At 59.4% G+C, this 22,179-nt stretch carries 27 protein-coding genes; 20 read left to right on the top strand and 7 right to left on the bottom strand.

The annotated features are described in order from the left end of the window. Positions 1-8 precede the first annotated feature (8 nt). Positions 9-1,361: an aspartate--tRNA(Asn) ligase gene (aspS, locus tag WDN10_00675; protein MEJ0053228.1), complete on the top strand. Its 1,353-nt coding sequence runs from the start codon at positions 9-11 to the stop codon at positions 1,359-1,361. Continuing rightward, positions 1,336-2,079, top strand: a complete 744-nt coding sequence (locus tag WDN10_00680; GenBank protein MEJ0053229.1) for a ScpA family protein — start codon at positions 1,336-1,338, stop codon at positions 2,077-2,079. Before aspS ends, WDN10_00680 begins: the two co-directional genes overlap by 26 nt. Positions 2,080-2,137: 58 nt before the next feature. On the opposite strand, the gene WDN10_00685 is transcribed toward WDN10_00680, so the two are convergent. Then, positions 2,138-2,575 carry a hypothetical protein gene (locus WDN10_00685; protein MEJ0053230.1) on the bottom strand — a complete coding sequence of 146 codons (438 nt, stop codon included), beginning with the start codon at positions 2,573-2,575 and terminating at the stop codon, positions 2,138-2,140. Between the two features lie 154 nt (positions 2,576-2,729). On the opposite strand from WDN10_00685, the gene WDN10_00690 reads away from it, so the two are divergent. The 4 genes from WDN10_00690 to WDN10_00705 are packed head-to-tail and all read left to right on the top strand — an operon-like array spanning position 2,730 to position 6,409. Next, the gene (locus WDN10_00690; GenBank protein MEJ0053231.1) at positions 2,730-3,278 is read left to right on the top strand and encodes an SMC-Scp complex subunit ScpB; all 549 of its coding nucleotides are present in this window, start codon (positions 2,730-2,732) and stop codon (positions 3,276-3,278) included. Beyond that, positions 3,275-4,231 carry a serine hydrolase gene (locus WDN10_00695; protein ID MEJ0053232.1) on the top strand — a complete coding sequence of 319 codons (957 nt, stop codon included), beginning with the start codon at positions 3,275-3,277 and terminating at the stop codon, positions 4,229-4,231. Before WDN10_00690 ends, WDN10_00695 begins: the two co-directional genes overlap by 4 nt. Next, positions 4,228-5,304: a hypothetical protein gene (locus WDN10_00700; protein MEJ0053233.1), complete on the top strand. Its 1,077-nt coding sequence runs from the start codon at positions 4,228-4,230 to the stop codon at positions 5,302-5,304. Before WDN10_00695 ends, WDN10_00700 begins: the two co-directional genes overlap by 4 nt. A gap of 1 nt (position 5,305) precedes the next feature. Then, positions 5,306-6,409 carry a putative peptidoglycan glycosyltransferase FtsW gene (locus WDN10_00705; protein MEJ0053234.1) on the top strand — a complete coding sequence of 368 codons (1,104 nt, stop codon included), beginning with the start codon at positions 5,306-5,308 and terminating at the stop codon, positions 6,407-6,409. Positions 6,410-6,468: 59 nt separating this feature from the next. On the opposite strand, the gene WDN10_00710 is transcribed toward WDN10_00705, so the two are convergent. Then, positions 6,469-6,675, bottom strand: a complete 207-nt coding sequence (locus WDN10_00710; GenBank protein MEJ0053235.1) for a hypothetical protein — start codon at positions 6,673-6,675, stop codon at positions 6,469-6,471. 192 nt (positions 6,676-6,867) lie between these two features. Between WDN10_00710 and WDN10_00715 the strand changes: the two genes are divergently transcribed. From WDN10_00715 to WDN10_00735, 5 genes are all read left to right on the top strand, one after another. Beyond that, positions 6,868-7,782, top strand: coding sequence for an IS30 family transposase (locus WDN10_00715; protein ID MEJ0053236.1), 915 nt, complete (start codon positions 6,868-6,870; stop codon positions 7,780-7,782). A gap of 57 nt (positions 7,783-7,839) precedes the next feature. After that, positions 7,840-8,979 (top strand): UDP-N-acetylglucosamine--N-acetylmuramyl-(pentapeptide) pyrophosphoryl-undecaprenol N-acetylglucosamine transferase, encoded by a 1,140-nt coding sequence (locus tag WDN10_00720; GenBank protein ID MEJ0053237.1) that lies wholly within the window; start codon positions 7,840-7,842, stop codon positions 8,977-8,979. Positions 8,980-8,982: 3 nt separating this feature from the next. Next, entirely contained in the window at positions 8,983-10,308 is a 1,326-nt protein-coding gene (locus WDN10_00725; protein ID MEJ0053238.1) for a glutamate--tRNA ligase family protein, read from the top strand. After that, on the top strand, positions 10,308-11,657 hold the full coding sequence (locus WDN10_00730) for a peptidoglycan DD-metalloendopeptidase family protein (protein MEJ0053239.1): 1,350 nt from the start codon (positions 10,308-10,310) through the stop codon (positions 11,655-11,657). Before WDN10_00725 ends, WDN10_00730 begins: the two co-directional genes overlap by 1 nt. A gap of 90 nt (positions 11,658-11,747) precedes the next feature. Further along, positions 11,748-12,197, top strand: a complete 450-nt coding sequence (locus WDN10_00735; GenBank protein ID MEJ0053240.1) for a hypothetical protein — start codon at positions 11,748-11,750, stop codon at positions 12,195-12,197. 50 nt (positions 12,198-12,247) lie between these two features. On the opposite strand, the gene WDN10_00740 is transcribed toward WDN10_00735, so the two are convergent. Continuing rightward, entirely contained in the window at positions 12,248-12,874 is a 627-nt protein-coding gene (locus WDN10_00740) for a DNA-3-methyladenine glycosylase 2 family protein (GenBank protein MEJ0053241.1), read from the bottom strand. A gap of 20 nt (positions 12,875-12,894) precedes the next feature. On the opposite strand from WDN10_00740, the gene WDN10_00745 reads away from it, so the two are divergent. The 5 genes from WDN10_00745 to WDN10_00765 are packed head-to-tail and all read left to right on the top strand — an operon-like array spanning position 12,895 to position 15,919. Further along, a complete protein-coding gene (locus tag WDN10_00745) occupies positions 12,895-13,083 on the top strand; it encodes a hypothetical protein (GenBank protein ID MEJ0053242.1) in 189 nt (62 codons plus the stop codon). An 11-nt stretch (positions 13,084-13,094) separates the two neighbouring features. Next, positions 13,095-14,579 (top strand): hypothetical protein, encoded by a 1,485-nt coding sequence (locus WDN10_00750; GenBank protein ID MEJ0053243.1) that lies wholly within the window; start codon positions 13,095-13,097, stop codon positions 14,577-14,579. 1 nt (position 14,580) lies between these two features. After that, complete coding sequence (locus WDN10_00755) at positions 14,581-15,003, top strand: prepilin-type N-terminal cleavage/methylation domain-containing protein (GenBank protein ID MEJ0053244.1); 423 nt, start codon at positions 14,581-14,583, stop codon at positions 15,001-15,003. Beyond that, on the top strand, positions 14,990-15,424 hold the full coding sequence (locus tag WDN10_00760; GenBank protein MEJ0053245.1) for a hypothetical protein: 435 nt from the start codon (positions 14,990-14,992) through the stop codon (positions 15,422-15,424). Before WDN10_00755 ends, WDN10_00760 begins: the two co-directional genes overlap by 14 nt. Positions 15,425-15,436: 12 nt before the next feature. Beyond that, a complete protein-coding gene (locus tag WDN10_00765) occupies positions 15,437-15,919 on the top strand; it encodes a type II secretion system protein (protein MEJ0053246.1) in 483 nt (160 codons plus the stop codon). Positions 15,920-15,979: 60 nt separating this feature from the next. Here the strand turns inward: WDN10_00765 and WDN10_00770 are convergent, their stop codons facing one another. Further along, the gene (locus WDN10_00770) at positions 15,980-16,576 is read right to left on the bottom strand and encodes a hypothetical protein (protein MEJ0053247.1); all 597 of its coding nucleotides are present in this window, start codon (positions 16,574-16,576) and stop codon (positions 15,980-15,982) included. 185 nt (positions 16,577-16,761) lie between these two features. Between WDN10_00770 and WDN10_00775 the strand changes: the two genes are divergently transcribed. Next, positions 16,762-17,310: a hypothetical protein gene (locus WDN10_00775; protein ID MEJ0053248.1), complete on the top strand. Its 549-nt coding sequence runs from the start codon at positions 16,762-16,764 to the stop codon at positions 17,308-17,310. 60 nt (positions 17,311-17,370) lie between these two features. Here WDN10_00775 and WDN10_00780 read toward each other — a convergent pair whose 3' ends face one another. The 3 genes from WDN10_00780 to WDN10_00790 are packed head-to-tail and all read right to left on the bottom strand — an operon-like array spanning position 17,371 to position 19,438. Next, positions 17,371-18,243 (bottom strand): M15 family metallopeptidase, encoded by an 873-nt coding sequence (locus WDN10_00780; protein ID MEJ0053249.1) that lies wholly within the window; start codon positions 18,241-18,243, stop codon positions 17,371-17,373. Between the two features lie 9 nt (positions 18,244-18,252). Then, positions 18,253-18,615 (bottom strand): response regulator, encoded by a 363-nt coding sequence (locus WDN10_00785; protein ID MEJ0053250.1) that lies wholly within the window; start codon positions 18,613-18,615, stop codon positions 18,253-18,255. 25 nt (positions 18,616-18,640) lie between these two features. Next, positions 18,641-19,438 carry a hypothetical protein gene (locus tag WDN10_00790; protein ID MEJ0053251.1) on the bottom strand — a complete coding sequence of 266 codons (798 nt, stop codon included), beginning with the start codon at positions 19,436-19,438 and terminating at the stop codon, positions 18,641-18,643. An 80-nt stretch (positions 19,439-19,518) separates the two neighbouring features. On the opposite strand from WDN10_00790, the gene WDN10_00795 reads away from it, so the two are divergent. The 3 genes from WDN10_00795 (at position 19,519) to WDN10_00805 (ending at position 21,982) form a co-directional block, all read left to right on the top strand. After that, the gene (locus tag WDN10_00795; GenBank protein MEJ0053252.1) at positions 19,519-19,674 is read left to right on the top strand and encodes a hypothetical protein; all 156 of its coding nucleotides are present in this window, start codon (positions 19,519-19,521) and stop codon (positions 19,672-19,674) included. A 68-nt stretch (positions 19,675-19,742) separates the two neighbouring features. Then, positions 19,743-20,687: a glycosyltransferase family 2 protein gene (locus WDN10_00800; GenBank protein MEJ0053253.1), complete on the top strand. Its 945-nt coding sequence runs from the start codon at positions 19,743-19,745 to the stop codon at positions 20,685-20,687. Positions 20,688-20,794: 107 nt separating this feature from the next. Continuing rightward, positions 20,795-21,982, top strand: a complete 1,188-nt coding sequence (locus WDN10_00805; GenBank protein ID MEJ0053254.1) for a Fic family protein — start codon at positions 20,795-20,797, stop codon at positions 21,980-21,982. Positions 21,983-22,179: the final 197 nt, after the last annotated feature.

Consider the following 22,179-nt stretch of genomic DNA (forward strand, 5'->3'; position numbering starts at 1 on the left):
CTAATCCTATGGAACGTACGCTCATCGGGGAGCTTGGACAGCATGTCGGCGGGACAGTCTCCATTTCCGGCTGGGTGGACGTGCGAAGGGACCAGGGGAAGCTCGTGTTCTTCGACTTCAGGGACCGCTCCGGCATCGTGCAGGGCGTCGTCCTGCCGGGAAGCGCCGCGATCGAGACCGCGAAGGGAATCCGGAACGAATTCGTCGTGACGGTAGAAGGGAAGGTCAATAAGCGGCCTGAGAAGAATGTACAGGCTGAGAAAGCGAACGGAGATATCGAGCTTGAGATAACTGCTATCACGGTGCTTGCCGAGGCGCGGCCGCTTCCGTTTGACATGTCAGAGAGCGGCTTTAACCTCGACCTCACAGCTCAGCTCGACCACCGCGCGCTCGTTCTCAGGCACCCGCGGCTCCGGGCGATTTTCAAAGTACAGAACACGATCATCGATGCGTTTCGGGAATTCATGAGGAGCCAGGATTTCTTCGAGTTCCAGGCCCCCGCGATCACTCCCGCCACCGCCGAGGGGGGTGCGGAAGTATTTCAGGTCGATTATTTCGATAAGAAGGCGTACCTGTCGCAGTCGCCGCAGCTCTATAAGCAGATCGTGATGACGGCTTTCGAGCGAGTGTTTTCCGTCAACAAAATCTTCCGGGCCGAACCGAGCGCCACGACCCGTCACTTGACCGAAGTGGTCTCGCTTGACGCCGAGTTCGGATTCATCAGTTCCTGGAAGGATGTGCGCGATATGTCCGAACAAACCGTGCGATTCATTCTTAATGAAGTTGGCGCACGCTGCGCCGCAGAGCTTAAGCTTCTTGAAACGGAATTACCCGTGATGATCGAATCGACGCCGACCCTTTCGCTTACCGAAGCGCAGGAGAAGATATTTGAGAAAAGAGGCCGCGACTCGCGCGGCGAGAAAGACCTCAACCCCGAGGACGAACGTACGCTCTGCGAGATCATCAAGGAGGAGACGGGTTCGGATTTCGTCTACGTATACGGCTATCCGACGCGCCAGAAACCCTTCTATGTCTATCCGAACCCGGAGCATCCGGAATTCAACGAGGGCATGGACCTGTTGTGCCGCGGCGTCGAATGGCTCTCCGGCGGGCGGCGCATCAACGACTATGCCCAGCTCATGGAGCACGTGAAGGAGTGGGGGATGGATCCGGAAAAGATAGCCATGTTCCTCGAGGCCTTCAAATACGGCGTCCCGCCCGAAGGCGGCTTCGCGTTCGGCGCCGAGCGCATGACCATGCAGATCCTCGGGCTCAAGAATATCCGCGAGGCGAGCATGTTCCCGCGCGACATGAACCGTATCGACAGCCTCCTTCATGGACCAGCTTCTTCCGGCGACTAATTTCACGATCCGCACCGCGGTCTACGAGGGCCCCTTGGAGCTCGTGCTCGACCTTATCGAGAAGCGCAAGCTCCTGGTGAACGACCTGTCGCTCTCCGCGGTCACGGACGAGTTCATCGAGCATGTGAGGAGCCAGGCGGAATTTCCGATGGAGCAGGCGACCAATTTCATCGCGGTAGCCGCGACGCTGCTGCTTATAAAATCGAAGTCGCTTCTTCCGGATCTCGAACTTACGGAAGAAGAACAAGGCGACATCCACGATCTCGAGAAGCGCCTGGCCGAATACGAAAAGTTCCGCAATCTCTCGCGGGAACTCGCGAAGTTCTTCGGGCGCCGCGTCCTTATCGCCCGGGGCGAGCAGGCGCCGGATGTGATCTTCGCGCCCGCGAAAGACATGACGCTTGCGCTTATCGAGGAAGCGCTTGAACGGGCGCTACTTGAGCGGGAAAAGCCGGAGGAGCTGCCCGAAGCGAGAGTGAAGCCCCTGGTCACGATCGAGGAGATGATGGATACGCTTTCCGCCCGCGTCCAGACCGCGTTTACGCTTTCGTTCAGGGAATTCTCGGGGATGGGGAAAAAGGAGAAGGTGGAGGTAATCGTGTCGTTCCTCGCGCTTTTGGAACTCGTGAAGCAGGGAGCGGTCGAGGCGGCCCAGCAGTCTGACTTTGCGGACATAAGTATTACGAATGCCGCGGCGGCAGTGCCGAGGTACGGATAAAGCAAAACGGGGTCGTCTTCAGACGACCCCGTTGTGGCTGTGGTGGGAACTGAGCCGGTCAGCCGAACCGGACGGCGCGCCGTGAGAACAGCAAGCTGACGCCGACGATGACGGTGCCTGCGCCATAGAACCCCGTGACCCAGAAGATCGGATCCGGCGTTGCGTACGCAAAGACGCCTGCCTGATCGAGATTCAGAGCTTTCAGGACGCCGTTCGCGCCGAGGCTCATCCAGACGAGGAATCCGCCGACCGGGACGAAGAGCCCTGCAAACAGGAGCCGTTTGACGAGCTCGCTGCTGGGACGGATGTTCGGTACGAAGAGCAGAACACCGCCAGCGACGAGGAGCACTCCGAGCAGAAGCAACCCGAAACCCGGCCAGAACGCGCCTGGGCGAGAGCCGGTGAGCGCGGAAATGATTTCCGCAACTCCGCCGACACCGCTGACCGTGCCGATGATTGCAAACAAAAGACCAACAAGTGCGAGGAAGATACGCATGTGTTTAACCCTCCAAAGGATTGCTGCCTCTCCACAGACTTATCAGAGTGTGACATACTATTATACTATCTGTCAAGTACTCCCGCGGCGCATCCCCTGTCGAAACGAGTAAGCGCATTGCTCCGAGGCTTAAACCCCGCTAAAATAGGCTCTAATGCTCACGCCTCCGGCCGCTATAGAAGCTTTGCTGTTCGCCTCGGGCGAAGCGATGGAGAAGAAGGAAATCGGGAAACTCCTTAAGCTTTCGCCGGAGGAGGTTGCCATGGCCCTTGAGGGGCTTCGGGAGCAGCTTGCCGGGCGCGGCGTGGCGCTCATCGAGACGGCGGAAACCGCGGAATTGCGCACCTCTCCGGAAGCTTCGGAGATCGTTAAGGCGCTTCGCGCCGGAGAACTCGCCCGGGATCTCGGGAAAGCGGGCCTTGAGACGCTCGCCATCGTGCTCTATAAAGGCGGCTCGACGAGAAGCGAGATCGACTGGGTGCGCGGCGTCAATTCCTCGGCGACCGTACGTTCGCTTCTTCTTCGCGGCCTTATCGAGAGAGTCGAGGATCCGGAAGACAAGCGCCGGGCGAAGTACCGGCCGACGACCGAAGCGCTCGCGCACCTGGGACTTACGAGCGCCGGGGAACTCCCGCGCTACCAAGAACTCGCCGCGCTCACCGAAGCCGCAAGCACTCCCGAAGCCCCGGCCGAAACCGCATGAATACGAACGACCTTAGGGAGCTGGCGGCAAATACCCGCGTATCGCGCGAGTCGGCGCTCGCGCTCCTTGCCTGCGTCGCGATACTCGCGCTTTTCATAGTGATTCCTTCAAAGCCTAAATCGGAAGCCGCGCCGGTCGTAACCGCGGCCACGAGCGCTCCTCCCGACGCCTACCAAAACCTGCCGCTTCAGGGGAAGGCGGCGATCGTGTACGACCTCACGACGAATGAGACGCTCTTCGCGAAAAATGCGGACGCGCAGCTCCCGCTCGCATCCCTCACGAAACTCCTCACCGTCTACGCCGCGGTCCATGAGCTCGGGCTCAATACGACCATAACCATGACGCCGGAAGCGCTTTCGGTCGACGGCGTAAACGGGATAAGCGGGCTCTCGGCAGGAGAGCGCTTCACCCTCAAGGATCTCGCTTCGCTCACGCTCACGGCGTCCGTGAACGCAGGCGCGACGCAGCTTGCGCTCTCGACCGCGGAGCGCGGCGGGAAGAGTCCCGAGGATAGCCTTGCCGCCGCCGCATCCGCCGCGGGTCTTTCCGAAACCTATGCGCTTAACGGGAGCGGGCTCGACGTGTCGGAAGCGGTCTCCGGCGGCTATGGCTCGGCACGCGACGTGGCGCTCCTTGCGGGGGCGCTCCTTCGGGAAGCGCCTTCGATCGCCGAAGCGACGACGCGTTCCTCCGTCTCTATTTCCTCGGAAGCAGGGAAAGCGCATACGCTCAAAAACACCAACCAGGGCGTGATCCATACCTCAAGCGTATTGCTTTCGAAGACCGGCTATACCGACCTTGCGGGAGGGAACCTGGTCGTCGTCTTCGATGCGGGAATCGCGCACCCGGTGGCGGTCGCCATTCTCGGTTCGACGCAGGACGCGCGCTTCAGCGACGTGGATACGCTCGTTGCCGCAACGCTCGCGCACTTTTCCGGTACCGCCTCGCTATGAACGGAACCGACATCATTAAAATCTTCGTTCCGGCGACGCTCGCGTTTATCGCGGGCATCGCGCTCGCGCCTTTGCTCACCCACTATCTCTATAAATACAGGGTCTGGAAGAAGACCGAGGGCAAGATAGCGCTCGACGGCACGCGCGCGGTCGAATTCGAGAAGCTGCGCACCACGGTCCACGCCGGGACCGAGACCAAGACCCCGCGCATGGGGGGCGTACTTATCTGGGCGAGCGTCGTCGTCGTGACGCTTGGGATCTGGGTGCTTGCGCGCATAACGCCGTTCGCTTCGCTTGATAAGCTCGATTTCCTGAGCAGAAGCCAGACCTGGATTCCGCTCTTTACACTGCTTGCGGGAGCGCTCATGGGGCTTATGAACGACGCGCTCGATATCCTTCCGGGAGGAGAGCGGGGGATCCGGCTTCGGACCCGCCTCCTCTTCGTCGCGCTGGTCGCGCTTTTCATCGGCTCCTGGTTCTATGCGAAGCTCGGCGTCGTCGCGGTCGCGCTCCCGCTTCACGGCGTGATAACGCTCGGGTGGCTTATCATTCCGTTCTTCGTAATCCTCACGCTCGTCCTCTATGCGGGCGGCGTGATCGACGGCATCGACGGGCTCTCGGGCGGCGTGTTCGCGAGTATTTTCATGGCATACAGCGGCATCGCGCTCTTCCAGGATCGGATAAACCTCGCGGCTTTCTGCGCAACCCTGGCGGGCGCCATCCTCGCGTTCCTCTGGTTCAATATCCCTCCCGCGCGGTTCTGGATGACCGAGACCGGGACCATGGGACTCACTATGACCGTCGCGGCGGTCGCCTTCATGACCGATACGCTCGGGGGCGGATACGGCCTCGCCGCGCTTCCCGTGATCGCGCTTCCTCTCTTCGCCACCGTCTTTTCAAACGTGCTCCAGGTGCTCTCGAAGAAATTCCGCGGGAAGAAGCTCTTCAGGATCGCGCCCCTCCACCATCACTTCGAAGCGGTCGGCTGGCCGTCCTATAAGGTGACGATGCGGTATTGGATACTCTCGATCATCTGCGCGATTATCGGCATGAGCATCGCCCTCATCAAATAGCATGCGCTCCTTCTCCGGAGACCGGACATTCCTCGGGATCGTCACCATCCTCGCCCTTGGCGGCATCGCGATCTTCTCCTCGGCGGCGCTCGGTCTTCTCGCGCGGACCGGCAGCGCCGTCTCCCATGAGATTCTTTCGCAGGCCGTCCTCGGGCTCGGGGGAGGTATCGTCGCGTTCATCATCGCGCGGCGCGTTCCGCTCTCGTTCGTTCGCAAAGCTGCTCCGTATGCCTTCCTCGCGTCGCTTGCGCTCACGCTTCTGGTCTTCGTGCCGGGGCTCGGGACGCACGCGAACGGCGCGACGCGCTGGATCGATGTCGGCTTCACGACCATCCAGCCTGCGGAATTCCTCAAGATCGGCGTGGTGCTCATGATGGCGTGGTACCTCGCGAAGTACGCCCGGCAGCTCCATGATTTCACCAAGGGCCTTCTCCCGTTCATCGTGATCGTCGGCATCCCGGCGCTCGTGCTTCTCATGCAGCCCAACACCTCGACCACCCTCCTCATCGGCTCGACCGCGGCGGTGATGTATTTTGCGGCCGGGGCTCCGTGGAGGGATTTCGGCGTGCTGCTGGTTCTCGCGCTTGTGGCCGGAGGCGCGATCCTCTTCCTTCGCCCCTACGCGCTCGAGCGGGTCATGACGTTCATCAATCCGTCCGAGAACTCGCTCGATTCGAGCTATCAGATACAGCAGTCCCTTATCGCCGTCGGCTCCGGGGGCCTTGCGGGGCGGGGATTCGGCGAGAGCGTGCAGAAATTCAATTATCTTCCCGAGCCTGACGGCGACTCGGTCTTCGCGGTCTTCGCCGAAGAGTGCGGGTTCATAGGCGCGGTGCTGTTGGTGCTTTTGTTCGCGGCTTTGGCCGCGCGCGGGATTGTGATAGCGGGGGAGTCGCGCGACATGTTCGGCGGCCTCATCGCGCTCGGGCTTTCCTGGCTCATTGCATTCCAGGCGTTCGTCAATATGAGTGCCATGCTCGGCATTATTCCGCTTACGGGCCTCCCGCTTCCGTTCGTCTCCCACGGCGGTACGGCGCTCCTGGTGGTATTGGCCTGCGCCGGGCTTATTTTAAATATCGCGGCGCATAGGAAGCAGACGACGTAGCATTAAAAGCGAAACGGCGCGTGTTTCCACGCGCCGTTTAGTATTCATTTGTAACCGAATCAATCTTTCAGCTCCCCGATTGCTTGGGCAATCAGGAAGCTGGCGCTGAGGATGATGAAACCGATTCCGAAAGCACAGAACGCCATCGAGAATTCAAGGCTCGGAATCGGGAGGGACCTGCCATACATCGGAAGAATCATCGGCAAAGCGATTCCATGGGCGATGCAGAGTTGGCCGACGACAAAGGGAAAGAAAGCTTTTTCCATACTGCTAACCTCCTGGGCTGGTTTGAGCGGATCAGCTCCGCAAGATCAATTACTTAAATATCTTAGCATTATGCGTATATATTGTCAATACATGCACTCGAATTCCAGCCTGAAACGCAACAACTGACTTCTTGAAAAGCGCATACCCGCAGGTACGCTAGGAGCGTTGAACCACCTAAGCGCCATACGGGTATGCACACGCATCTTAACCGCGACCGCAGGGTCGCGCTAGCCGCTTTGAAAAAAGCGGGAATGAACCAGTCAAGAATCGCGAAGGAGCTCGGCGTACACCGCTCGACGATCAGCCGGGAGCTCCTGCGAAATGCACAGAAGAACGGTCGATACCATTCGATATGCGCGGATCGCCTCGCGCGCGGCCGAAGGAAAGGGTCGAAGAGAGAATCGCGCCTCCTTGAGAATGATGCGGGTCTGGAGACGCTCGTCGAGGCGCTCCTCGATCCTCTGGTATCTCCCGAACTGATCGCGCACGAACTCGGTATCAGCCACGAGACCATATACGCATGGATCTCGCGCTCAAGGCGCGATTTGCTGCCGCGGCTTCCGCAGCGCGGGAAGAAACGGAGACGATACGGCTTAAAACGCTCGAAGAAACAAGGCTGGACACGGCAGGTGCGCTGCATCGGGGAGCGGCCCGAAGCAGGAGAGAATTGGGAGGGCGATACCGTCAAAGGACGGACGAGAGCGAGACTGCTCGCGCACGTCGAGCGGCGAAGCCTCTATACGGTCGCCGATCTCATGCCGAACGGTACTGCAGATTCGGTGCATGCAGTATTGAAAAAACATCAGAAGATATCCGGTACGGTCACGTATGACCGCGGCAGCGAGTTCGCGCTCTGGCAGATGATCGAGCGCGATACCGGCGCAGCGATCTATTTTGCCGATCCGCACCACCCCTGGCAGCGCGGGAAGAACGAGAACACTAACGGAAGACTGAGAAGAATGTACCCGAAGCGTTTCGACTTCGGTACGATACGGCAACGGGACCTCGACGCCGTGGTGTCGCTCATGAACCACACCAAGCGAAAGTCCCTCTCTTGGCGGACGCCGTGTTCGCTCTTCAGGGGTGAGTGTTGCGATTCAGATTAGAATTTAAGGCGTATGCGTAGTAAAGGCCAATAAGTACGGGATGCTATACTTCTCCCCATGAAAATCGTGTTCACCGGAGGCGGCTCGGGCGGCCATTTCTATCCGATCATCGCCATTGCAGAAGCGATACACAACCAGGTGCGCGAACAGCGCCTCGTCGCTCCCAAGCTGTACTACGTCGGCCCCTCTGCCTTCGATGAGCAGGCACTGTTCGGCGAGAGCATTACTTTTATAAAAAGCGCGGCGGGAAAGCTCCGCCGCTATCCTTCGCTCTGGAATATCACCGATCTCTTCGTAACGGCGTTCGGCATCCTCTGGTGCCTCGTGACGCTCTTCCGGATTTATCCGGACGTCGTCGTCTCGACCGGCGGCTATATGAGCGTGCCGACAATACTCGCGGCGCATTTCCTTGGTATCCCGATCGTTGTCCACGAGTCCGATGCGAAACCCGGAAGGGCGAACTTGCTTGCTTCCAGATATGCGGCCCGCATCGCGATCGCGTTTGACAGCGCCGCCGCCTACTTCCCGAAGAAAGCACAGCCGCACGTCGCCCGCACGGGCATCGCGGTGCGCTCGGCGCTCTGGCGGCTCGAGCCTGAAGGCGCGAATCAGGAACTCGGGCTTGATACGAGCGTGCCGACCGTCTTTATCGTGGGCGGCTCCCTGGGTTCCAAGCGCATCAATGAGACCGTCCTCTCCGCGCTTCCAGGGCTTGTCGAATCAGTGAACGTAATCCATCAGACCGGCGCGGCGCACATCAAGGAGGTCGAGGCCACGGCGAAGGTGATTCTCGAAGGCGACCGGAACGCGACCCGGTACCATCCTGTCGCTTACTTGTCCGTCCGCGCACTCCAGCAGGCGGCAGGTGCGGCAACGGTGGTCGTATCTCGCGCGGGGGCCGGGACTATTACGGAGATATCGCTCTGGAAGAAGCCCGCGATACTCATTCCTATTCCGGAATCCATAAGCCACGACCAGCGCACGAACGCCTATGCCTATGCCCATACGGGAGCCGCGGTCGTGATCGAAGAGGCGAATCTCGCCCCCCACCTCCTTACGTCCGAAGTGAAGCGGATCGCGCTTGATAAGGAGCTTTCCGCCTCGATGGCGGAGAAAGGCGCTGGATTTGCGGATCCCGACGCCGCAAAGCTGATCGCGGGCGAGGTTCTTAAGATCGCGCTTTCGCACGAGGAATAACGTATGGTCGTCACCCGCATTCCGCCCTCGCCGACCGGCAAGCTTCACATCGGGACCGCGCGCACCGCGCTTTTCAATTATCTCTACGCCCGCAACCAAGGCGGCACGATCGTGTTCCGGAGCGAAGACACGGATCGCGAGCGGAGCAAGCGCGAATACGAAGACGAAATCGTCGAAGGCCTTTCGTGGCTCGGACTGTCCTGGGATTCCTTTTCCCGCCAGAGCGAACAGGCCCCGCGGCACCAGGAACTTCTCGAAAAGATAATCGCGGAAGAGAAAGCGTACGTGTCCGAGGAGGAAAGCAAGAACGAGGCGGGGAAGAGGGTCGAAGTGGTCCGGCTCAAAAACCCAGGCCGTTCGATATCCTTCCACGACGAGATCCGCGGGGAGATCACGTTCGATACCGCGGAACTCGGCGACTTCGTCATCGCGCGCGCGATCGACGACCCGCTCTATCACTTCGCCGTCGTCGCCGATGATTTGGATGCGGGCGTGACGCACGTCATCCGCGGCGAGGACCATATTTCAAACACGACGCGCCAGATACTCATCCAGGAGGCGCTCGGCGCACCCCGGCCCGCGTATGCGCACCTGCCCCTTATCCTCGACGCGAAGCGCGCGAAGCTTTCGAAACGAAACGGGGATACGGTGGGACTCGCAGAATACCGCGCGGAAGGTTTTCTCCCCGAAGCGCTCATAAACTATCTCGCGCTCCTCGGGTGGAACCCAGGAACGACGGAAGAGTATTTCTCCCTTGCCGAGCTTGTCGAACGCTTCTCATTCGACGGCGTACAGAAGGGAGGCGCGATTTTCGACCGGACGAAGCTGCTCTCCATAAACCAGCACTGGATGCGCGGATTGTCGGATAACGAGTATATCGCGCGCGGCGAACTCAAGGCACCGGATGAAGCGAAGCTCCGCAAGGCCCTGCCGCTGCTTCGCGACCGCGCGAAAACATTCGGGGAAGCCAGAGAAATGCTTCTCGGCGAGCTTGCCTGTCTTTTCTCCGCTCCGACACCCGAAGCAAGCCAACTCAAAGCCAAGGAACCGGAAGGGGAAGGGGAAGCTGCCAAAAGCCATTTAAGGGCAGCGCGAGCACTTGTGGAAGGGCTTAGCAGCTTCTCTTCCCCCGAGGCTATAAAAGAGGTGCTTATGCCATACGCCGACGGCATCCCGAAGGAAGCGGGCGGCAGGGGCGCGGTCCTCTGGCCCCTTCGATATGCGCTTTCAGGACAAGAACGCTCTCCGGACCCTTTCAGCCTCATCCATATACTCGGGAAAGAAGAATCGCTCGCGCGCATCGATACTGCGCTTGGTATACTGGAGTGATGCGCTCCACGCTGCGGAAGATTCCCGCAATACTCTTTCTGATTTCGCTTGCCATCTTTTCGGCATCCTTCGCGCATCCGCTTCGGGCCGCGACCGCCGACGAGATACAGGCCCAGATCGACGATCACAACAAGCAGATCGAAGCCCTGAACGAAGAGATCTCGAAGTATCAGGCGCAGCTCGACGTACTCGGGAAGCAGAAAACGACGCTCCAGACCACGATCAACTCGCTCACCACGTCCGCGCAGAAGATAACGGCGAATCTCAAGGTCACCCAAAACCAGATCGGCTCGGCGAACCTCAAGATCAACCAGCTCGCGCTCCAGATCGACGACAAGCAGCAGTCGATAACGGCCGATCACGCGGCGGTCGCCGAGTCGCTCCGGCGCATAAACGAAAGCGAAGCGGACACGCTCGTCGAGCAGCTCTTCTCGACCGGCACGCTCGCGGACGCATGGCGGGCGCGCGACGCTTCCGCCCAGTTCACCGCGGCGCTCAAAGGCCACGTATACGATCTTGCGAGCGCGAAGGCGGCGCTCGCGGAGAATCTCGGGCAGGTGAGAGCGACGCAGGCGAAGCTCGTCGAGCTCAAGAACGAGCTCACCACCCAGCAGCATTCGCTTGCGGTCAGCACGGCGGCCCAAAAAACACTCCTCACGCAGACGCAAAGCCAGGAGTCGACCTATCAGCAGCTCATCGCGACCAAGAAGGCTCAGCAGGCCGCGTTCGAGTCCGAACTCATCATGCTCGCCGACCAGCTGAAGCTCGCGGTCGATCCGTCGCACCTTCCGACCGTGGGAGCGGGTGTCCTGTCCTGGCCGTTCTCGGCGACCTTCATGCAGAATTGCGCGGCGCGCACGAAGGTATTCGGGAACGCGGACTGCATCACGCAGTATTTCGGCAATACCGCGTTCTCGACCGCCAATTCGCAGATATACAACGGGCACGGGCATAACGCGATCGACATCGGCGCGCCTATCGGTACGCCGGTGCTCTCGGCGCTCGGGGGAACCGTGAAGGGCACGGGAAATACGGATGCCGTTCCCGGCTGCTATTCGTTCGGAAAGTGGGTGATGATTGATCACCCGAACGGCATCTCGACCTTGTATGCGCATCTCTCAGAGATCGACGTATCGAAAGGGCAGGCCGTCACGCGCGGACAGCAGCTCGGCTATTCCGGCATGACCGGGTACGCGACCGGCCCGCATCTCCACTTCGGCGTTTATGCGACCCAGGGCACGCAGATCATGACCTTGCAGCAATTCCGCGGCGCGGTCACTCCCTGCGCGAACGCTACCATGCCCGTGGCGGCGATCGACGCGTATTTGAATCCGCTTTCGTACTTGTAGACAATATAGAAAAATAAAGTAGAATGATCTTGTGCTGACTTAACGCAGGAGAGTATCTTGACAATCAAACTGTTACCGGTGCGCCGCCTGATGGCACCATCCTTCCCCTCAAAGCCTGTCGAGATGGCGCTCACTCTCGATACCCCGGAAGGAGAACTATTCCTTACGGGCGAATCTCGACGGAACCTCCGTAAGAAGATCGCGAGGCAACTTGCAAGGCTTGCCTACAATTCGGTCGAATTTGGAAAGGATCGGGTTGTGTACATTGTGACTCCCGTGAACACGGAGAACGAAAGTTGCCTCGTCCTCGATTTGCGTGCCACAGAAAGCGCCTTCGATATGTGGGTGCGCGAAGGCACTCAATGCGCGGAGCAGGTTTCGCTGTTCGCCCAGGTGCTCGCAGCGGGAAACAAACCCAATCCAAGATTCCCGATAGCTTGGTGGGCTCCAAAACAACTCGTGTTCTGGTCTTTTCAGCGGAAGGTCGCCGACGCATTCTGTAACGCCGCTTCGGATCTACCGCTGATTCCGTGCATGTAACCGCTTCGTCTCCAGAACCCGCTTCGCGGCTTCGGCAGCGAAGCGGTTTCTTATTTATTCCTAAGATCGTGCGACTTCCACAGCGCAAGGCACGCATAGCTGCGGTGCGGGCTCCATGACTCTGCGATTTTTAGAAGCTTCTCGCGCGGAACGCCCTTCTTGAGTTTATAAATCCGCTCCATCGAGCGTACGAGGCCGAGATCGCCGACGGAGAAGACATCGGAGCGCCCGAGCGCGAAGATGAGGAACATCTCCGCCGTCCATGCGCCGATACCCCAAACCGAGCTTAAGGAGGCGATGGCCTCGGCTTCCGGGAGACGCTTGAGCGCGAGGAGGTCGAGAGACTTGGTTTCGACCGCCTCCGCAAGCGACTTGAGCGTCTTCGCCTTCGCTCCTGAAAGTCCCGCGGCGCGAAGGGACGGGAGGGAAGCGGCGAGGATCGCCGCGGGAGTAACGCTCCCGCCGCAGGCCGCTACGACGCGTTGCCATATCGCGCGGGCCGCGCCTGTCGCAAGCTGCTGGCCCACGACCGAGCGAGAGAGCCGCTCAAAGAGTCCTTGCCTAGTCCGTACCTGCCCGAGCTCCGGCGGAAGCTCCTTTCGGACGGCCCGGGCGGCCGCATGGAGCTTCGGGTCCGCCCGCCTGAAGTGCATAAGCGCCTTGTCCCGTCCGGTCATTACCCCCTATACTACTACCAATGCTGAAGCTCATATTCTGGATCGTCGTCGGCGTCCTGGCGCTCTCTTTCTTCGGTATTTCCCTTCGCGCCATCATCACCTCGCCGATCGGCCAGGACAACCTCGGCTTCCTATGGATGCTCGTCGTCCAGGGCTGGGATGCGATCGTGCAGTTCTTCACCTCGCTCCTTCCGCACCAGTTCGTCTAACGTCCCCGCCGATGCAGAGAGGCTTCTCGACCCTGGAGGCCGTGCTCGCGATGGCAATATTCGTTTCCGCCATCGCCGCGGTTATGCTTACCGAGTCCGGAAACCAGTCGCTTCTTGCGGACGGCGCGCTTGCCGGCAGCGCAAGAGAAGATGCCCGGGCGCTCCTTGCCGAAGAAGCGGCTCGCGCACTCAAAGATTTCAATCTCGTGAATCCCATACGGAACGCTTCTGCGAGCGCATCCGCGCGCGTGTCGCTTCTGCCCGATTATCTGACCAAGCTCGTGACGGCCGCGGCAACGTGGAAGGATGAATTGGGCCGGACGCACACCACCGAGCTTTCGACTCTTCTCACTAATTTCGAACACGCGACCGGCGGCGATACCTGCAGTTCCGCGCTCGAAGGCGACTGGAGCTCGCCGACAGCCAAAAGCTACGCGCTTTCTCCCGGAGATCTCCTTCCTGGCAATGAAATCGGCGCGGCGGTGAGCGGCCTCGATGCATACCACGACACGCTCTATGTCACAGCTGACGAAGGAAGCGGCGCCACGCTCTTCCTCTTCGATACGTCAAGCGAAGGCAAGCCCCGCTTTATCGCAAGCGTCGATAACGCGCGGGGAACCGATGGCGGGCTCGCGGGCGTCCTTGCCGCCGGAGATTATGCGTACCTCGCGGATAGCCACAGCCGCGATGCGGACTGCATGCCGGGTACCGACTGCGCGCAGCTTCAGGTCGCGGACGTGAAAGACCCGAAACGGCCGGAGATTGTCGCAAGCTATCTCATACCGACGACGACGCCCTCGTTCGTGAAAGGGTCGGGAGGACAGGCGGCGGGGAAAGCGCTCGCGTATCAGGACGGGTTTCTGTATCTCGGGCTTTCGAAGACCGCGAACGGGCCGGAATTCAATGTGATTGACGTGCGGGATCCCGGGTCCCCAAAATGGCTTGGCGGATACGGCATCGGCCGGAGCATAAACGCGATCGTTATTGACAGAGGCCATGCATACCTCTCGACCGACGATAACAAGAGCGGCGGGAGGGCGGTCGCGGTACTCGATATTAGCGACCCGAAGCATCCGTATCAGATCGCGAGCTGGAGCGCGCCCGGAGCCGGATTCGCAAACGGCATACGGAAAATCGGCGATACCCTCTATCTGGGCCGCTCGTACGCAAGCGGCGCGCAGGAAGAATTCCATGAACTCGATGCATCCCGTCCGGAAGAAGGTCTTCCGATACTTGCAGGTGCCGACATCGGAACTGCCGCACATCACGCAAGCGTGCGATCGCTTATCATCCGCGACACGCTCGCTTTTCTTCTCACGAACGATGATATCGAACTTTGGGACATCGGCGACGCGGAACATATCGGCCCCGCCGCCGCGCCGATACCGCTTCCGGAAGGAAGCCAGGGAATCGCGCTTGACTGTGAAGGCAACAGGCTTTATGCCGCTTCAAACGCGGGCGATACCGGCTACGTCACGATACTTTCCGCCCGCTAGCATGAAAGGCTTCACGCTCATCGAAATGCTCGTGTATCTGGGCCTTGTCACGCTCATCATGGCGGGCGTCACGGGAGCGGCGCTTAGTATCAGGGAATCGAACGGGCGGGATGCCGTCCGCGCGCTTATAGCCGAGGAAGGGCTGTTTCTCCTCGCAAAGATCGACCAGGCGCTTGAGGAAGGGAAAGAAGAGACCCTGGTATGGGATGCGAAGGAGGAAACGCTCTCGCGTATGAGTGACCCGGGAGAAGCCGTACGGCTCAACGGCGGAAATGTGCGGGTATCCGCGTTTTCCCTTGAAATGATACCGGCCGCCCTGAACGCGCCCGCGCACACGAACGCGGCGCTTACGCTCGCCGCGACTTCCTCAAGCGGCGCGCTTCTTCGCCAACAGTTCACGACAACCTATTATGCAAAACCTTAGGCATCCTCGCGGATTCGCCGCGCTCATCTCCGTTCTTATCATCTGCGCCATTCTCGTCTCGATCACGCTCGCCGTCGGTCTTTCGTCCTTCTTCGCCCGGGCCGATCTGCTCGATGCGGAAGGCAAGGCGATATCCCGGAATCTCGCGCGCGGATGCGTTGACGCCGCCATCCTTCGGCTTGCGAAGGACGGATCATACAGCCCGAAGGGCGAGCGGATCGCGGTCGGTGACAGGGGGTGCCGTATCGAGTCGATAACCTATGCCAGGAACAATGTGCTTGTCACCACAAGCGCGGAGGTGAACGGCACATATACGATTCTTCAAGCCGCGGTACGGGAGAAATCAGAAGCGCAGCGGATGAAGCCTGCTATCCCCATCTTCACCGTCCTCGATGTCGCCGAAATCACGGAAGCGCCGTGATACATTTCCGATATGAAAACGAACGGCTTCACGCTCATCGAAATACTTATCGTCATCGGCATGATCGCCATACTGTCGGGCGTGGTGCTCGTCGCCGTGAATCCCGTCCGGCAGTTCGCGCAGGCCCGCAACACCCAGCGGACCGCGAACGTGAGCGCGATCTTAAACGCGATCGGCGAGCGCATCGTCGACAACAAGGGCGTATTCCAGGGAGATGACGGATCGTGCAGCGCGGCGCTCCCGCAAAGCGCGACTGTCATGAAGTCGGGCGGAGGCTACGATATCCGTTCCTGCCTCGTCCCGACCTACATCAGCGAACTCCCGTTTGACCCGCTTACGGGCTCGAATGCCTGCGACGGCGGCGCTTCCTGCAAAAGCTACGACACCGGGTATACCGTCCGGCAGGATTCCGAAACGCTCCGCATCAGCGTCTGCGCTCCGGAGGGGGCCGAGCCTGCGATCGAGGGAAGTTCGGAAATGTGCCTGACGAGGTAATAAAAATGGAAAACCGCTCCGCCAGGGGAGGCTGGCGAAGCGGCTCCACATGCGAAACGGTTATGCGTCCTCGGCGACGCCCAGCCTGACCGGAATGATGCCGGACTTACCAAGGAACAGGCAGTTCAGGATCTTCTTCTCCGCGGCGTCGAGCAGCAGGAATACTACGATCCCGTCGACCCTCGTCCGCTTCGCCGCATAGGCGTTAAAGGCGTCGAGCGCGGCGTTCCTAGTGGCGTAGGAGCGGTCGTTCATCGGGTTCGAGGCGGTCATCCAGGTTTCAAGCTGGACAAACGAATATGCTTCCTTGTCCAGGTATGTTCCCCTGAGTTCGAATCTGCCGGTGTCGAAGTGAAGCAGCAGGCGCGTCTCGTCGGGCGGTCCCGGGTCCGTAAACGCGCGCGAAGCTCCCTGCCAGTTATTGGCATAGAATTGCACCGTCGAGATCGCCGGAAGCTGCATCGTCTGAAACGCGCCCGGGTACACAATTCGCATCAGCGCGTGGTCGCTCAAGTCGAAGACATCCGTGCCGCGCGCAAGCCAGAACTCGTTTTCGCCCTGATAGGGGACATCAAGCGTGACGGGTATGGTTTCACCCGGAGCATTGGCCTGGCAGGTGCCAAGGCCATAGGGCGTGATCACTCGTTTCGTTGCCATGGCGGCTATCCTTCTGTTGTGCGCTTCCAAGCGCGTTTCATCCGCTATAAAAGTGCCATTTTAGGCCCTATATGTCAAAGCCCGGGTGCTAAGAAGACCACGGCTTTCGGCTATTGACAAATTATGGTGGGTTTGCTATAGTAGCCCTACGAAGCGACCTTGCGTTGTTTCGTACCAAACCTTACATGAATCCACTTATTGCCCTAGTAGGGGCTTTTCTTTTGGCCGGTAACGCCCAGGCGGCCCCTGCGCCCGAGCCTCTTCCTGCCATCGAGACACCTGCCTATGAGGTGAAGCTCACCGCGTATAATGCGGTGGCGGCCCAGACCGACAATGACCCCTTCGTGACCGCTTCCGGCGCCTTCTCTAACCCCGAAGTCGTCGCGGCGCGCTCGAAGGACCTCGCGGACAAGCTCCCGTTCGGTACCATTATCAGCATCGAACGCACGGCGGAAGCGACGCCGACCTGCGGCCTCAACCTGGTCGCGCACCAAGTCGGATACCGCGTCATCGCCGACAGCATGAATTCCCGCAAGGTGAACCAGGTAGACGTGCTCCTTAACCAGAACGATACCGTCTCGCACGAGGGCCGGGCCGTAAACCCAAGTCTCGTGCTCGGTATCTGCGACAGCGTGACGATCCATGTCGTCGGACATGTCGACCTCAAAGACATCCCGAAGACCCAGGAAGATCTCGCCCGCCTCGTCGAAGGCAGCACGCTCGCGGTACGATAAGCGCGCGCGATATACATACGAAAAGCCGCTCCCCGGGGAGCGGCTTTTCGTATGTGCTTGCTAGTCGAAAATGCTTATCAAATACGAATCGATGGTGCGCTGGTCGAGATCGTAGAAGTTCTTGTCCTGGTTGTGGAGGTACCGGGCGAGCTTTACGCCCACAAAGCGCCAGTGCCACGGCTCGAACTGATAGTACGTGTTGCCCTGCGGATAGGAGAGTATGAAGCCGTACTTGTAGCCGTATTTCTCCAGCCAGGCGTACGCTTTCGTGGCCGCGAAGCTGTCGAAGGCGGTTCCGAGCTCGGGGGTCGTGAAGTCAAGAGCGGTCCCGAGCTGGTGCTCGGAATATCCCTGATCCGCGGAAAACTTGTTGGCTCCGGTGCCGTAGGTGACGACGTAATTCGACTTGAGGGCGGCCTGGGTTCCGAACGAGCGGTACGCGGAAATAACCCGCAAGTCGATACCGTCGTCTTCCGCATCATCGATCATGTCCCGCAGGAAGGAATACGCGTGTTCTTCGAACTGCGCGGGCTTCTTGGGGTCGAAAAGGTAGTTCGTATCGATATCCGTAAGGTCGGCGGGAACGTAGTTATCGCTCAGGAAGAAGACTTTCGAATATTTCTGAAGGAGCTCCGGATCGATCTTCGAGAGCTTGGTGAGCGTCCCGACGGTATGCGAAATCTCGCCGATCTGATCCTCGAATTCCTTGTTTTTGCCTTTCTCCGTTTCATACGCCTCGGAGAGGGAATCGCGGTCGGCATTCGCCTGCGCGAGCTCGGTCGAAAGATTCGCCGCCTGCTCCTTCGAAGCCGCGAGGTCGTTTGCGAGGGCCTGATAGCGGTACCAGCCGTAGCTTGCGCCTGCGACGGCAAGCGCTACCAGGGCAAGGAAGCCGAGAATGACGAGAATGAGGTTTGAGCGCGAGCCGTTCATGCTTGCATTCTACCCCGGAATCCCCTCAAGAAGGGGAAGGAGCTCCGAGAGGCCGATAGGCTTCGTGAGATGGTGGTCGAAGCCCGCAGCCTCCGCCTTTTCCTTGTCGCCCTCCTGGCCGTAGCCCGTGAGCGCGATGAGGAGGAAAGGCTTTCCAGCCGCCGACTCCCGAAGCCGCTTCGCCACTTCATATCCTTCGATATCGGGGAGCCCGATATCGAGAATGACGGTCCCGGGTTCTACGGCAGAGAACTTCCCGAGCGCCTCGGTACCGCTATAGGCGAGCGTAACGTCATAGCCTGAAAGCGTCAGGAGCTTTCCGAGGCTCCCTGCCGCGATATCATTATCGTCGACCAGGAGAATCCTTTTCATTGCGCCCAGTATAGCAAACCAGCTTCTACGGCCTGTTTTTGCGCCTCCGCTCGCGGAACATAAGGAGTACGACCCGGAACAGTACATACAGGATCGCGACGAAGGCGATCCAGAAGAGAATGTCCGACTGGAAGACGACGAGCGCGCCGTGGAGGACTCCGGTCCATGCGCTGCCGATCGTTCCAAGGATTCCGCGTGCCGCCTGGCCCTTCTTCCAGCCCGAATCCTGCGGCACGGGAACGGTCTTTTGGGTCGAGGTGCCGAGAATTTCGCCGGATGCGGCCGGACCGCTGCTTCGCGCGATCGCGCGCCCGATCGTATCGATGGCCGACTGGCGGACCGCTCGGACCGTCCCCAGCGTGGTGCCGGCCGCGGCTTTGACCGCCGGGGCATTCGCCGCAATAGTGTCGGCTGCCGCGCTTGCGGCCGCGACAACGGGCGAAGGCGGCGGGGGAGGAGCGACGGTGAGCGTAAGGGTGTTCGTCGTTGACAGGGCACCTTCGGCGCTCGCGTTCTCGATCGAAGCAACGGCCCGGTGTTCGCCTGTTTTCGCGGTCCACGGAAGTGAAAGTACCTGCGTCGTCCCGGGGCCGAGATTGAAATGCTTCGTGCCGAGCGTGCCGCCGTCGAGTCTGAAGACGACGTCGCCCGAAAGGGATGCGGCGCTTGAGTTATAGACGACCGTATAGAAAGCCGCGCTGTCCCCGTCGCCAAGCGTTGTTTTGGAGATCCAGAGCGTGCCCGGCTGGAAGCCCGCGGGAAGGGAAGCGGCAAGAACAGGCGTAGTGAAGAGGAGAAATAGGATGAAGAGAACGAGACGCATATCCAGATAGTATCATCCGCACGCATAATGCGGATTGAAAAACTTCCGGAATCCGCTATGGTTACGAAAGACACCTTAGTATGGAGGTTCTGATGTGGGCAATTCACGCATGGTGCCTGTACATGCTTATCGCGCTTGCGGTCACGATGTACGCCGCCTTTACTATAACCAGCATGCTCCTGCTGTTCTTTGCGGTCGGCATAATCGTTATCTTCTACAAGACGAGGCGTCTCTGAAGTTCAGAGACGCCTGTGCTGTTCTCCGCGTGGACTTAGTTTTATACTTGTGGTAAAATAGCGGCCATATGAGAGAAGAAACAATCTATTCCGCCATCGTTCCCGTCTACAACGAAGCCGGGAATCTTGCGGCGCTCCACGCGGAGCTTGTTTCCGTCTTCCGGAATCTCGGAGAAAGCTTCGAGATCGTGTATGTAAACGACGGCTCGACCGACCCCTCCCTCGCCGAGCTCCGCGCCCTTTCCGGCGCGACCATCCTCGACCTGCGCCGACGCTACGGCCAGGCTACGGCGCTTGATGCCGGATTTAAGGCCGCCGAAGGGGAGACCGTTATCACCCTTGACGGCGACGGCCAGAACGACCCCGCGGATATACCGCGCCTTCTCGCGGTCTTACAGGAAGGGAAATACGACGTGGTCGCGGGGTGGCGGAAGTCGAGGGCCGACAAGCACTCGGTCCGGATCCTGACGCGCGTCGGCCGCGCGCTTCGCCGCCTCCTTATCTCCGACGTCGTGCACGATACGGGCTGCACGCTCCGCGTCTATACGCGCGAGGCGGCGAAGAGCCTCGATATCCAGGGCGAGATGCACCGCTATATCCTCGCCCTTCTCCACTGGAAGGGTTTCCGGATCGGGGAGATCGCCGTGTCGGACCGCAGGCGCATCCACGGCATAAGCAAATACGGGGCGTCGAAGGCGGTCCGCGGCCTTATCGACCTCCTCTACATCTGGTTCATCCACAAGTATTCCCAGCGCCCGCTCCATCTCTTCGGCTATCTCTCCCTCGCGTCCTTCACGCTCGGCTTCCTCTCCCTCGTCTGGACCCTCTACGGCAAGCTCTTCCTCGGGCTCTCGCTTAACAGGAACGGCTGGTTCTTCCTCACGTTCTTCTTCCTTCTGGCCGCCATCCTTTTGTTCAGCTTCGGCGTGATCATCGATCTCCTGATGCGGGTGTATCTCAATACCTCGATGAACGAGAAGCGGTATGACGTGCGGGAGGTTATCAGGACCTAGCCGGTTGAAAATACGCCGGAGCCCTGATGATAAATAATGGATTTAGTCTTGTGGATAAATAGGCTATATTTATTGAACATCTTGGCATTATATGATACATAATAAGTATGCCTCCGGAAAATAACTCCTTCAAAAACATCCCTCTCGAGCTTTATAAACCGGACTGGGATTCTGCGCTCGCGCGGACGATTCTTGAACTTGAGAAGCTTCGCGTTAAAAAACTCGGCGGACCTGTGCCTCCTTATATTTTCTTTCAGTTGAAAAATATTTTTCACATGATGGAGAGCCTTGGTTCCGCGCGCATCGAGGGAAACAACACGACGCTTGCCGAGTTTGTCGAGAAGATCATCGACCGCACATCGGAAGAAGCCGGGGACGATCAGCTGCGCGAAATATTGAATATTGAACGCGCTATCGATTTCATCGAAACCGTCATTACCGATCAGATGCCGCTGACACGGGCGCACTTGTCTCAAATCCACCACAGTATCGTAAACACTCTTCCGCCGCCGCCAGGCGGCGAAGGTTCGCGTACGCCTGGAGTGTTCCGGTCCATGGCGGTAGCGATAAAGAAATCCGGCCTTGTCCCGCCGGAGCCGATACAGGTTCCGGAATATGTGAGGGAACTGCTCGATTTCGTGAACGCACCGGTCGACAGCCAGAATGACCTTCTGGTAACGGCGCTTGCACATCACCGCCTGGCGTGGATTCATCCTTTCGACAACGGGAATGGTCGTACGGTCCGGTTGTTCACGTACGCCTTGCTTATTAAGCAAGGCTTCAGAGTGAAAGTCGGGCGCATTCTGAATCCTACGGCGATTTTCTGTATGGACCGCGAACGCTATTACGATATGCTCGCGCGGGCGGATTCCGGCACGCGAGAAGGCGCACTTGAGTGGTGCTCGTACGTGCTTGAGGGCTTACAGCGGGAAGTAGAGAAGATAGATCGCCTGCTCGACCAGGCCTACCTTACCGAAAACTTGCTGCTGCCCGTGCTTTCGTATGCGCGAGAGCGCGAGCATATCACCGCCCGCGAATACGAAATCCTCTTTGCCGTGGTCAAAAGCGAGGAGATGAGCGTCAAATCAGTCGATCTGGAGGCTATTATCGGCCAGGAAACGCCCCTGCAGCGCTCGCGCATCATCAAGCGCCTTAAAGATAAGGGCATGCTGCGCCCGCTTAAGGAGAACGGGCGTATCTATACGATCGGGTTCGTCAATAATTACCTGCTGCGCGGCATATTCGAAACACTCACGAAGAACGGCTTTGTTCCCGAATCGCTTACCAGAAAATAATGTTGTTGCTATATGGATTGGAGTCCATGCAAAAAGTGCGGAAGTCAGAATATACTGCTAGTTGAGCACGGGCTCAACCACCCCGAATTTTATGACGGCATAAGCGAGATAGAGTGCAAATCCTGCGGGGCCCGCATCGGCCGCTGGTCCGGAAGTGAGTTGGCGCCCGGGGAAGCCGGGCCTCGCTTTGGGAGCAT

It is taken from the genome of bacterium (assembly GCA_037200965.1).
In the GTDB taxonomy this organism is placed as follows: domain Bacteria; phylum Patescibacteriota; class Minisyncoccia; order Phycocordibacterales; family Phycocordibacteraceae; genus C7867-001.